Here is a 12,833-nt window from a genome sequence, read left to right on the forward strand (position 1 = left end):
GGATGAACGTACTCGTCATTGGCCGCGGCGGCCGTGAACACGCGCTCGCATGGAAGTTGAGACAAGACGGGCATGACGTATTCGTCGCCCCGGGTAACTTGAACATGGACGGTGTGACGTGTGTGCCGATTGAAGAGACGGACGTCACCGCACTCGTCCGCTTCGCAGAGACCGAAGACATCGATTGGACGATCGTCGGTCCTGAGTCAGCGCTCATGGCGGGTGTCGTTGATGCGTTCAACGCGAGCGGACGACGCATCTTTGGACCGACGAAAGCAGCGGCGTTGCTAGAAGGCAGCAAAGCGTTCGCCAAAGAAATCATGCGTGAAGCGAACATCCCGACGGCAGCTTATGAGACGTTCATGGAAGCGGAAGCGGCGCTCGCTTATATTGAGTCAATCGGGGCACCGCTCGTCGTCAAAGCGGACGGTCTCGCAGCCGGTAAAGGGGTCACGGTCGCCTTCTCGCTCGATGAGGCACGTGCGGCGATTCATGACATCTTCACGACCGACAAGTTCGGTGACCAGTCACGCGTCGTCATCGAAGAATTTTTGGACGGGGAAGAGTTTTCACTCATGGCGTTCGTCTCCGGTGAACACGTCATCCCGATGATCACGTCGCAAGACCATAAGCGCGCTTTCGACGGGGACAAAGGACCGAACACGGGCGGGATGGGGGCGTATAGCCCGATGCCGCATTTAGAAGAAGCCGTTTATATGGAGTCGGTGGAGCGTGTGCTCGTCCCGCTCGCGCGGGCGATGGTGGAGCGGGGGACGCCGTTCGAAGGATTCTTATATGCGGGTCTGATTCTGACGGAAGACGGACCGAAAGTGATCGAGTTCAACGCCCGGTTCGGTGACCCGGAAACCGAAGTCATCCTCCCGAACTTGGCATCGCCGCTCCTTGACGTCATCGAGGCGGTCATCGCTAAACGACCGTATGCGATTGAATGGCTTGACGGGTATACGATTGGTGTCGTCGTCGCGGCCGCCGGTTATCCGGAACAAGCAACGACGGGGCGAGTGCTCTCAGGTTTTGAGCGCTTACCGAAAGATGTGCTCGTGTTTCATGCTGGGACGACGCGCGAAGGAAGTCACATCGTCGGGAACGGTGGGCGACTGTTCGTCATCACGTCGACGAAACCGACCTTGCTTGAAGCGAAGACAGCCGTTTACGACGCGCTCGAAAAGTTAACATTACCGCAAACGTTCCATCGTCGAGATATCGGCGGACGGGCGCTGGCGCGGATTTTTTAAAGGATGGGTCAACCCATCCTTTTTTTCATGCGAAAAAAAGGGAATACCGACTTCCTTGCTCTACAATGGTGAAGTAGATTGAAGGAAGAAGGTGGTCGACGTGCGCATTCGGACGAAGCTGATGATTGCGGTTGCCGTGAATATACTCGTGTTTGTCGGTGTCATCTTTTTTGTGATCCGTCCCTACTTTATCGAGAAAAGCATGGAGCAAGACCGTCAAACGGTCGAGAGTCAAATTGCGAGTGTGACCGAGACGCTCGCGAATCGGAAGAGTACGCTTGAACGGACACTCGTCGACTGGGCGGTGTGGAACGACACGTATACGTTCATTCAAAATCAGAACGATTCTTACATAGCAAGCAACATAGATGAGGAGTCGCTCGAAAACTTGAGTGTGCAAGCGATTGTGTACTTGAACCGTGAAGGCGAGGTCCACTATTCGACATTCCGTCAAGAAGACGCTCCGTTGTCTAAAACGGATCGGCAAACAATCATCGCGGAGATTACGAATCGGTTGAGCCTGGGACTAGAAACACAAAACGGTGTATATGACAGCGACTATGGACCGATCCTATACGCCAGTCACCCGATCTTACGGAGTGATAGGAGCGGACCGGCTCAAGGAACGCTCGTCATGCTTGAATTTGTTGACGTGGATTTTTTGGCAGACTTAAGCACCCAGACGAAAATCCCGCTGACGATTCAGCCTGTCGAACATAGTGAGACGAAGATGACGTTCAAAAACGAGGGGACCGAGGTCGTCGTGCCACTTGACACCGTCTTTCAAACGGCAGACTTTGAAGTCGGCTTTATTGTCGAACCGACCCATTACCAGAACACGATCTCGATGCTGAGGCTCGGGATGTTGTCGTTGCTTGCTTTAGCGTTAGGTCTGTTCTTGTCGCTTCTATGGACGATACATCACGTCGTGATTCGGCGGGTGATGGAAATCGTCGATGAGTTGAAACACATCACGGTCGAGCGGGATAGCCGGCTCCGTCTGCGTCGAGATCAACATAGCCGAGACGAGATCGAACAGATGGCGACGAGCATGAACGAAGTGCTCTCGGCACTCGAAGATACGCGGGCAGAAGTGCTCGATCGCGCGTTTCGTGATGCGTTGACGTTGCTGCCGAACCGGCTCGCCCTCGAAGACTATTTTTCGACCGTGAGGGGGAGCCATGAACGGATCGGTGTGATCGGTTTGGACTTAGACGACTTCCGACGTATCAACGACCAGTTCGGTCACCGTACCGGTGATGCCGTCTTGATTTACATCGCGTCGCGTCTCAATTTCTATAAAGAAGCGGGATTTGCGGCCCGGCTCGGTGCGGATGAGTTCATTTTCTTGCACCCAGATTGGACATTCGAAGAATTGAAGCCGATCGCGCGACGGCTGACGAAAGATTTGAAAGACTGGTCCGACGTGAACGGTGTCAAAGGAATGACGGCGACAATCGGTCTCGATGTATTCGCCTGTCGCGAGTCGCATCATACGTACGAAGTCATGATGGGACGTCTCGACGTCGTCATCCATGAGGCCAAACTGTCCGGGAAAAATCGGATCCTATCGTTCCAAGACATCGAGGATGGAAGTCACTATCTCCAGACGCTCGAGATGGAGCGTGACTTACGCTACGCGCTTGAACATGAAGAGTTCGAGCTATACTACCAGCCGATTGTGTCCCCGCGCCCGTTCGCTGTCCGCGGGGTCGAGGCGCTCATTCGCTGGAACCATCCGGATAAAGGACAAATTTCACCTGGGCTGTTTATCCCGATTGCGGAGCAGCTGGGACTCATCTCGGACATCGGGCGCTGGGTACTCAGGCAGTCCATATTGGAGATGAAAGAGTACGCAGCCCGCCATCACTTGTTCTTGTCGATCAACGTCTCGAAGCGTCAAATCGCGGACGGTTCGTTCCTTCAGGAGTTAGAGGAAGTGTTGCGTGACACAGGGTTTGACCCGCTCCTGCTCCATGTCGAAATTACGGAGAGCGAGGTCGGGGGCAACTTGTATGAGCTGCAACAGTTCATCCGTTCGCTCAAAGCGATTGGCGTCAAGATCTCACTCGACGACTTCGGTGTCGGCACATCGTCGCTGTCGTTCTTACAATCGCTGCAGCTCGACATCATCAAGATCGATCAAAACTTCGTCAAAGGGATTCCTGAGAACACGTTCGACCGGGCCCTCCTCGAAGGTCTGTACCAGACGTTCCATACGCTCGGGCTCGACATCGTCACCGAAGGGGTCGAACGTCCGGAACAGCTCGCGTTCGTGCTCGAGCATAGCGGTTCATTGATTCAAGGCTACCATTACAGCAAGCCGGTTCCGCTCGCGCAACTGGAGCATTATTTGAAGAACACGGCAACGATGTACGATTGGTGAAGGCGCCTCTGTGAAGAGGCGTCTTTATTATGTGAATTCCGTGTGAATTACGTTACAATTGGCAACATAGCTTGCAGGTGTTTCATAGAAAAGGTAAACTTGAAACAAATGAAAGAAAACGCTTACAATATTATTTTTTGATACTATTGAAGCGATTAAGGGAGGACTGGGTTCGATGCCTTTAAAACGATCGGCGCGGGCACCGTGGTCAAAAGCGATGATTCGCTCACAACTTGAAGTCGTGGATCAATTGCGACCACCTTCGCTCGTATTGACAAACGCCACATACTTAAACGTGTACGTGAAACAGTGGAAACAGGCTAACATATGGATTGAAAACGACCGCATCGTTTACGTCGGACCAGACGTGCCGGATTCGGCCGTCGAGACGGTCGACATGACCGGGAAATATATCGTACCAGGTTACATCGAGCCGCACGCGCATCCGTTCCAACTTTATAATCCGGCGACGCTGTCGAAGTATGCAGGCGAGCGGGGTACGACGACGCTCGTGAACGATAACATGCTTCTTTTTTTACAAGACAAGGAGCAAGCGTTTGCGCAACTCGAGGCGATTCAACAGCTCCCGACGAGCACGTATTGGTGGGCTCGACTCGACACGCAAACCGAGCTCGACCGCGACAGCGTCCTCGTCGACTCGGAGCGCGTCCACGCTTGGTTCAATCATCCTGACGTCGTCATGGCCGGAGAATTGACGGCTTGGCCGCGTACGTTAAAAGGTGACGATGAGATGCTCCAATGGATGCTCGACGCGGAGACGTGCGGTCTCCCGGTCGAAGGACATTTCCCTGGCGCGTCCGCGAAGACGTTGACGAAGATGGCGCTGATGGGTGTTCACAGCGACCATGAGGCGATGACGGCGAACGAGGCGTTATGCCGACTCGAACATGGCTATACGACGACACTCCGCCATTCGTCGATCCGTCCCGATTTGCCGGGCATGATTCGTGGGTTATTGGACGCAGGTCTCGAAGCGTTCGACCACTTGATGGTAACGACGGATGGTTCTACCCCTGGGTTTTATCAGGACGGCCTTCAAGACGCGCTCGTGAAGATTATGATCGAGGCGGGTCTGCCTGCCATCGAGGCGTATCGGATCGTGTCGCTCAACGTGGCGCGGCACTTCGGACTCGATCACGTCCTCGGCTCGATTGCGCCGGGACGGATCGCCCACCTGAACATCCTCGATGCGATCGATGAGCCGCGTCCGTCGGCCGTCATCGCCAAAGGCCAATGGATCTATCGGGATGGGGCCTCGTTCTTCCCGAACGAACTCATCGAGGCGGCGCTCGCGCTCATGCCGGCGACCGACGTCGCGATCGACTTGACGCCAAACGATTTATCGTTCAGCATGCCGGTCGGGCTCGATATGGTCAACTCGGTCATCATGAAGCTGTTTAAAATCACACACGACACCGGCCAAGACGAACTGCCGCGCGACTGCGACGAATCGTTCTTGATGCTGTTAGATAAAGAAGGGAAATGGCGGCTCAATACGGTACTTAAAGGGTTCGCCAACGATTTTGGCGGTCTTGTCAGCTCGTATTCGATCAGCGGAGACTACTTGATCCTCGGGAAGTGTAAACAAGACATGTTGATGGCGTTCGAACGGATGAAAGAGCTCGGCGGCGGGATCGTCCTCGTCGACCGGGGGGAAATCATCGCTGAGATCCCGTTACCGCTTTGCGGGATGACTTCGACAGAGCCGCTCGAACAATTGATTGTCCAAGAACAACGGTTGCGTGCCGAGCTGATCGCCCGCGGCTATCACTTCGAAGACCCGATCTATACGTTGCTGTTCCTGGCGTCGACCCACTTGCCTTACGTCCGGGCGACACCGCTCGGTATATACGAAGTTATGAAAAAACAAATACTATTTCCGGCAATTTTACGATGAACAGTTGAGTCCGAGCCGGTCGTGCTTTAGAATGATAAAGAAGTACGATGAGAGAGGATGCTTGCGGATGCAACTCGATAAATTACGAGGACGAGAGCTCGATCAGCTTTTTGAAGCGATTTTGAAGCTTGACACACTCGAAGACTGTTATCAACTATTCGAAGATTTAGCGACCGTGAACGAAGTGCAGGCGTTGTCCCAACGGTTAGAAGTGGCACGCCAAATTCGTGAAGGTAGCACGTATCATAAAATTGAAGAAGCGACAGGTGCTTCGACGGCCACGATTTCCCGCGTCAAGCGTTGCTTGAATTACGGGTCAGGCGGCTATGATCTTGCCCTTGAACGTCTACAACAATCAGAAGGTGACTCGTAAGAGTCATCTTGTTTTTGATGGAGAGGAGGCGCGAGATGCAAGATAAGTTCATGAAACGAAATTTACAACTGTTTTTCCGGAAGTTGACACCAATCCAGACGCTCGTGTTGATTTATAGCGCCGCGGTCGTCCTAGCCATCGTTTTGTTGGCGCTACCAATTGCGAGGCAACCAGGTGTGACGATTACGTTCACCGACCTCGTCTTCTTCGCGGTCAGTTGCGTCAGTGTCACCGGACTCACCCCGATTGTCGTGACCGATACGTTCTCGACATTTGGATTGTTTATCATTCTATTCATCGTCCAAGTGAGTGGGGTCGGACTGATCAGTCTCCACGTCATCATGTGGATTTTGCTCGGGAAACGAATCGGCTTCCGCGAGCGACAGTTGATTTTACGCGATCAAAACCAGACGTCGATGTCTGGCATCATCAAATACATCACTGAAATTGTCATCACCGTTATCGCGATTGAAGCGGTCGGCGCTGTCTTGCTCGGTGTCCATTACTTGAACTACTTTGACACGGCCGGAGAGGCGTTCCTGCAAGGCCTGTTCGGTTCGATCAGTGCGACGACTAACGCCGGATTCGATATTACCGGCAGTTCGCTCGCGCCGTTCCGTGAAGATCCGTTCGTCATCTTCACGCAAATCGTGCTCATGACTGGCGGCGCAATCGGCTTCCCGGTGCTCGTCGAGATTCGGACATATTTGACGAACCGGATCAGTCGCAAGAGTGGGAACTTCCCGCGTCGTTTTTCTTTGTTCACGAAGTTGACGGTATCGACGTTCTTCATTTTGATCGCCGTTGGAACGGTCGGTCTGTTCTTGTTCGAATACAATAACGCCTTCAAAGAGTTGCCGCTTTGGCTCGCGCTTTCCGATTCGTTGTTCCAGTCTGTGACGACGCGAAACGGAGGGCTGTCGACGGTCGACGTCAACTTGTTCTCCGAAGGCAGTATGCTGCTCTTATCCATCTTGATGTTCATCGGGGCCTCGCCGTCTTCTGTCGGCGGGGGGATTCGGACGACGACGTTCGCCGTCGCCGTGCTCGGGGTCATCGCGTTCATTCGCGGGGACTCGTCGATCAAGGTGTTCGGACGTGAGATCGTGCTCGAAGATATTTGGAAAGCGTTCGTGATCATCACGGTATCGCTCGCCGTCTTGTTGACGGGGGTCTTAGTGCTCACGTTCTTTGAAGACGCATCGCTCACGCGCATTTTGTTTGAGGCGTGTTCAGCGTTCGGGACGACCGGGCTTTCGGTCGGCCTCTCGTCGGAGTTTAGCAATGTCGGCAAATGGGTGCTCACGATGCTCATGTTCATCGGTCGGATCGGTGTCATCGCCTTCATCTTGCTCTTGCAACGGAGACAACCGAAGCGAATGTACAACTATCCGAAAGAATCGATTATCTTAGGTTAAGGAGATTGTGACATGAAGGCATTTTGGATCAATTTCGGTTACGTGTTCGCTGTTCCAGTGTTGCCGTTTATCGCCGTCGTGAACGGGACGGCGCTTTGTTCGCCGGATTCACCGCTACTCGATATCCCCGTGCTTGGCTTTTTCTTGGCCAACCCGCTCTGGTTCGTCCCGGTCTATGGTTTGTTCGCGCTCCTCGTCGCCAAATGGTTGACGGAGCGCGAGCGTAGCCGGACCGCACGTACATGACTTGCTTCGGCAAGTCTTTTTTTTGTCCAACAGATGCAACCTGTCCTAAAAATCGCTACACTAGAGAAGGTATCGAATGGAGGGAAGATGGATGGATTTTCAGACGTGGCGCCATGTGTTTAAACTGGACCCGAACAAAAAGCTCGATGAATCGGCACTTGCCGCGCTCGTCCGTTCAGGTACGGACGCGTTTCTCATCGGTGGTACGGACGGGGTCGATGCGGAGAACACGTTCGCCCTTTACGCACGGCTGCAAGGTTGCGGGATTCCGGTCGCGCTCGAGATGAGTCATCCTGAACACGCCATCCGTGGATTCGATCATTACTTTATCCCGACGGTGTTGAACGCCGGCACCGTCGATTGGGTCGTCGGTCATCAAATGCGGGCTTTCGAACGGTACGGCCATCTGTTTGACTCAAATAACGTGACCGGACAAGGGTATATCGTCTTGAATCCGGAAGCGAAAGTGGCCGCTGTGACCGGGGCGAGAGCAACGTTGACGCTTGAAGAAGTCGTCGCCTACGCCGAAACAGGTCATCATCTGTTCCGTCTCCCGTCGCTTTATCTCGAATATAGCGGCACGCTCGGTTCACCTGACGTCGTCAAAGAAGTGAAGCTGGCTTTACCCAATGCCCACGTGTTTTATGGGGGCGGCATCGACGGGAGCGACACGGCCCGGATGATGGCCGAATACGCCGACACGATCGTCGTCGGCAACATCATTTACGACAATCTCGAAGGGGCGCTTGCGACTGTGCAAGTAGTCCGTTAAAATAAGAACAAATGTTTGGAAATAAGGAAGGATACCCCCTATGTATAACTTAAGCGAAGAATTAGTCAAAGGCATGAACCCGCCACAAGCAGAAGCGGTCAAATATACAGACGGTCCGCTCTTGATCATGGCTGGTGCCGGATCAGGTAAGACACGTGTGTTGACGCATCGCGTCGCCTATTTGATGGCGTCGAAACAAATCGCGCCATGGAATATTCTCGCGATCACGTTCACGAACAAAGCAGCCCGTGAGATGAAAGACCGGATTGCCCGTCTCGTCGGCGGCGTGGCAGACGACATTTGGATTTCGACGTTCCACTCGATGTGTGTGCGCATCTTGCGCCGCGACATCGACCGGATCCGTTACGACCGTAACTTCTCGATTTTGGATTCGTCCGATCAGCTCACGGCGATCAAGCAAGTGCTCAAAGAGTTGAACCTCGATCCGAAGAAGTACGAGCCCCGGACGTTACTCGGGATGATCTCGAACCATAAAAATGAACTGCGCACAGCGAAAGACGCGGCCGGACTCGTCGGCAACAATCCGTACGAAAAAGTCATCTCGGACGTCTACACGGCGTATGAGAAGAAGCTGAAACACAACAACGTCCTCGACTTCGATGACCTCATCATGAAAGCGATCCAGTTATTCGAAGAAGCCCCGGACGTGCTCGCATTCTATCAGAAGAAGTTCCAATACATCCACGTCGATGAATATCAAGATACGAACCGGGCCCAGTATACGCTCGTCAAGATGCTCGCGGCCGCTCATGAGAACCTATGTGTCGTCGGTGACTCAGACCAGTCGATCTATCGCTGGCGCGGGGCCGACATCGCCAACATTTTGACGTTCGAGAAAGACTATCCGAGCGCGCACGTCATCTTGCTCGAACAGAACTATCGGTCGACGAAACGGATTCTAGAAGCGGCGAACGGGGTCATTAAAAACAACTCGACCCGTAAAGACAAAAACTTATGGACCGATAACGACGAGGGAGAGAAACTGCTCATCCACGTCGCCTCGGACGACCGGGACGAAGCGTTCTTCATCATCAACGAGATGAAAGAACTGCGCCAAGAAGGCATCGAATACGGCCAGATGGCCGTCTTATATCGGACGAACGCCCAGTCGCGTGGTCTCGAGGAAACGTTGCTCAAGTCGAACATCCCATACAAGATGGTCGGCGGCACGAAGTTCTATGAGCGTAAAGAAATTAAAGACATCCTGTCGTACTTGCGCTTGATCGCCAATCCGGACGAGGACCTCTCGTTCGTCCGCGTCGTCAACGAACCGAAACGCGGCATCGGCGCGGCGACGGTCGATAAGCTCGGCGACTTCGCCGGTATGCAAGGCGTCTCGCTCATGGAAGCGATTCGCGACATCGAACTGTCGGGTATCGCGCCGCGAGCGGCGACGAAGCTGACCGAGTTCCGCCAGCTTATGATCGACCTTCGGCAAATGGCAGACTATTTGTCGATCTCTGAACTGATTGAAGAAGTACTGAAGAAGTCAGGCTATGAAGAGATGCTTAAAATCGAGAAGACGCTCGAAGCCGAGAGCCGCCTCGAGAACTTACAAGAATTTCTCTCCGTCGCTCAAAACTTTGAGAAGGAGAGCGAAGAGCAGACGCTCGTCGCCTTCTTGACCGATTTGACGCTCGTCTCAGACCTTGACTCGCTCGAAGAGGTCGATGAGTTGCATCAAGTGACGCTCATGACACTTCACTCGGCAAAAGGGCTCGAGTTCCCGGTCGTCTTCTTGATCGGGATGGAAGAAGGGCTGTTCCCGCACAGCCGTTCGTTGAATGACCCGGAAGAGATGGAAGAAGAACGCCGTCTCGCCTACGTCGGCATCACCCGTGCCGAGAAGCGCCTTTATTTGACACGGGCTCAGTCGCGCATGTTGTACGGACGGTTCCAAAACAATCCGGAATCCCGTTTCTTGCACGAGTTGCCGGAAACGCTGCTCGAACGTTCGGGCAAAGCGAAAAAAGCGATGCCGTGGAATCCGGTCGAATCACCTGGGAAGTTGCCAGTCAATGGGTTCAGCTCGAAACCGAAGCCAAAAGTCGCCCAATCGTCAGGTGCCGAGTCGATAAGCTGGCAAGTCGGGGATAAAGCGAATCATAAAAAATGGGGACAAGGGACGGTCGTTCAGACACGTAGCGAGGGCGATCAGCTCGAACTTGATATCGCCTTCCCGCAAGTCGGCATTAAACGCCTGCTCGCCAAATTTGCCCCGATCGAAAAAGCGTGAGGTGATCGTATGGAGATGACAGAACACGTCGAAACGTTACGACAAAAGTTGAACCAATACGGCTATGAATATTATGTACTTGACCGGCCGAGCGTCCCGGACGCCGAGTACGATCGGCTCATGAACGAGTTGATTCAAATCGAGACGGACTATCCGGAGCTTAGGAGCCCGGATTCGCCGACGCAACGCGTCGGCGGTGCCCCGCTCGATGCGTTCGTGAAAGTGACGCACGATACCCCGATGCTCTCGCTCGGCAACGTGTTCTCGAAAGACGATTTGATCGAGTGGGTCGAGCGGATTGAAAAAGATCTTGGCTATGCCCCGTTGTTCGTCGCCGAGCTGAAGTTCGACGGTCTTGCCGTCTCGCTCAAATACGAAAACGGTCGCTTCAAGCGCGGGGCGACGCGTGGAGACGGGACGACAGGTGAAGACATCACGCAAAATTTGAAGACGATTCGCACGATCCCACTCCGTCTGAATGAGGATGTGACGTTTGAAGTACGCGGCGAGGCGTATATGCCGAAACGTTCGTTCGAACACTTGAACGACGAGCGGGAACGCCTTGGGGAGCCGTTGTTCGCGAATCCGCGTAATGCTGCCGCCGGGTCGCTCCGTCAGCTCGATTCGAAGATCGCGTCGTCACGAAATCTCGCCTTCTTCGCGTATGGGCTCGTCTCAAACGATGAGCTCGTCGCGTCACATGATGAGTCGCTCGAATACTTGAAGCGTCTCGGGATCGCCGTGAGCGGGGAATATACGACATGTCGGACAGCGGACGAGCTGTGGGACTATATCGAGATGTACGTGACGAAACGTTCAGAACTTCCGTATGAAATTGACGGGATCGTCATCAAAGTCGCCGCTTACGAAGAACAAGAACAGCTCGGTTTTACGGCCAAGAGCCCGCGCTGGGCCGTCGCCTATAAATTCCCAGCCGAAGAAGTCGTCACGACGATCGAAGACGTCGATTTCAGTGTCGGACGGACGGGGAAAGTGACGCCGCGGGCCCGGTTCGCGCCGGTCGCGGTCGCGGGATCGACCGTGACGTACGCGACACTCCATAACGAAGACTTTATCAAAGAGAAAGACCTTCGCATCAACGACCGGGTCGTCATTAAAAAGGCCGGGGACGTCATTCCGGCCGTCGTGTCCGCGCTCGTCAGCGAACGGACCGGGAACGAGGCAGAAATCGTTTTCCCGACTCGGTGCCCGGCTTGTGAGTCCGAACTCGTCCGCTTAGACGGTGAGGCGGATCATCGTTGCGTCAACCCGGAATGTCCGGCCCAACTGCTCGAAGGGCTGATTCATTTCGTGTCGCGACCAGCGATGAATATCGACGGTCTCGGTGAAAAAGTCATTACCCAGCTTCATGCGGCCGGCCTCGTCCATAACGTCGCCGACTTGTACGTCCTCGAGCGAGAAGCGCTCCTTGATTTAGAACGGATGGGTGAGACGTCAGTGACGAACTTGCTCGCCGCAATCGAACAATCGAAACAGAATTCGCTTGAACGGGTGTTGTTCGCCCTCGGGATTCGTCTCGTCGGTCAGAAAGCGGCCTCACTCATCGCAGAGCGGTTCGAGACGATGGACGCGATTATGGACGCCTCGGTTGAAGCGTTGATCGAGATTGACGGGATCGGGACGAAGATGGCGGAATCGATCGTTCTTTACTTCGAGAAGCCTGAGGCGCGTGAACTCGTCCGTGAACTCGATACGGCCGGTGTCAACTTGACGTTCAAAGGAGTGAAGCGGTCCGTCGCCGCCGACGCCCCGCTCGCTGGTAAGACGGTCGTCTTGACCGGGAAGTTGTATGAGATGACACGCGGTGAGGCGGGAAAACGGTTAGAACTCCTCGGCGCGAGCGTGACCGGAAGTGTCAGTAAGAACACCGATCTCCTCGTCGCTGGCGAGAAGGCAGGTTCAAAACTGTCGAAAGCCGAAGCGCTCGGTGTCGAAGTATGGGATGAATCGAAACTGCTCGCCTTTTTAGCGGAACACGTCTGAACGGAAGACCCTCAAAGAAGCGAGGGTCTTTTTTCATTGACTTGATTTATAAAAATCTCAGTATATGGACGGATTCACTAAAGTGGTGGACGGGTAATGAATAGTAACAACAAAATTGTAAATTTTTTCTGCAACCGAGGTACTCTTGACACCACGACTCGTGCACACTCACCCTCTATCTCCCCTCCGTGCCAGAGCGCTGT

At 53.9% G+C, this 12,833-nt stretch carries 9 protein-coding genes; all 9 read left to right on the top strand.

Going from position 1 to position 12,833, the window contains the following annotated elements; translation table 11 throughout:
* The first annotated feature begins 2 nt into the window (after positions 1-2).
* Positions 3-1,256: a phosphoribosylamine--glycine ligase gene (gene purD, locus EVJ26_RS12320; RefSeq protein WP_131470603.1), complete on the top strand. Its 1,254-nt coding sequence runs from the start codon at positions 3-5 to the stop codon at positions 1,254-1,256.
* Positions 1,257-1,356: 100 nt separating this feature from the next.
* The gene (locus EVJ26_RS12325) at positions 1,357-3,642 is read left to right on the top strand and encodes a bifunctional diguanylate cyclase/phosphodiesterase (protein WP_236634112.1); all 2,286 of its coding nucleotides are present in this window, start codon (positions 1,357-1,359) and stop codon (positions 3,640-3,642) included.
* 175 nt (positions 3,643-3,817) lie between these two features.
* Positions 3,818-5,560: an adenine deaminase C-terminal domain-containing protein gene (locus EVJ26_RS12330; protein ID WP_131456679.1), complete on the top strand. Its 1,743-nt coding sequence runs from the start codon at positions 3,818-3,820 to the stop codon at positions 5,558-5,560.
* Between the two features lie 67 nt (positions 5,561-5,627).
* Entirely contained in the window at positions 5,628-5,933 is a 306-nt protein-coding gene (locus EVJ26_RS12335; protein WP_016509246.1) for a YerC/YecD family TrpR-related protein, read from the top strand.
* A gap of 35 nt (positions 5,934-5,968) precedes the next feature.
* The gene (locus tag EVJ26_RS12340; RefSeq protein ID WP_131456681.1) at positions 5,969-7,351 is read left to right on the top strand and encodes a TrkH family potassium uptake protein; all 1,383 of its coding nucleotides are present in this window, start codon (positions 5,969-5,971) and stop codon (positions 7,349-7,351) included.
* A gap of 12 nt (positions 7,352-7,363) precedes the next feature.
* Positions 7,364-7,597 (top strand): hypothetical protein, encoded by a 234-nt coding sequence (locus EVJ26_RS12345; RefSeq protein WP_016509263.1) that lies wholly within the window; start codon positions 7,364-7,366, stop codon positions 7,595-7,597.
* A gap of 91 nt (positions 7,598-7,688) precedes the next feature.
* A complete protein-coding gene (gene pcrB, locus EVJ26_RS12350) occupies positions 7,689-8,369 on the top strand; it encodes a heptaprenylglyceryl phosphate synthase (RefSeq protein ID WP_131456683.1) in 681 nt (226 codons plus the stop codon).
* A gap of 40 nt (positions 8,370-8,409) precedes the next feature.
* The gene (gene pcrA / locus EVJ26_RS12355; RefSeq protein ID WP_131456685.1) at positions 8,410-10,626 is read left to right on the top strand and encodes a DNA helicase PcrA; all 2,217 of its coding nucleotides are present in this window, start codon (positions 8,410-8,412) and stop codon (positions 10,624-10,626) included.
* A gap of 9 nt (positions 10,627-10,635) precedes the next feature.
* Positions 10,636-12,630 carry an NAD-dependent DNA ligase LigA gene (ligA, locus tag EVJ26_RS12360; RefSeq protein ID WP_131456687.1) on the top strand — a complete coding sequence of 665 codons (1,995 nt, stop codon included), beginning with the start codon at positions 10,636-10,638 and terminating at the stop codon, positions 12,628-12,630.
* Positions 12,631-12,833: the final 203 nt, after the last annotated feature.

The sequence above is a fragment of the Exiguobacterium sp. SH3S1 genome (assembly GCF_004337105.1).
Lineage (GTDB): Bacteria > Bacillota > Bacilli > Exiguobacteriales > Exiguobacteriaceae > Exiguobacterium > Exiguobacterium aurantiacum_A.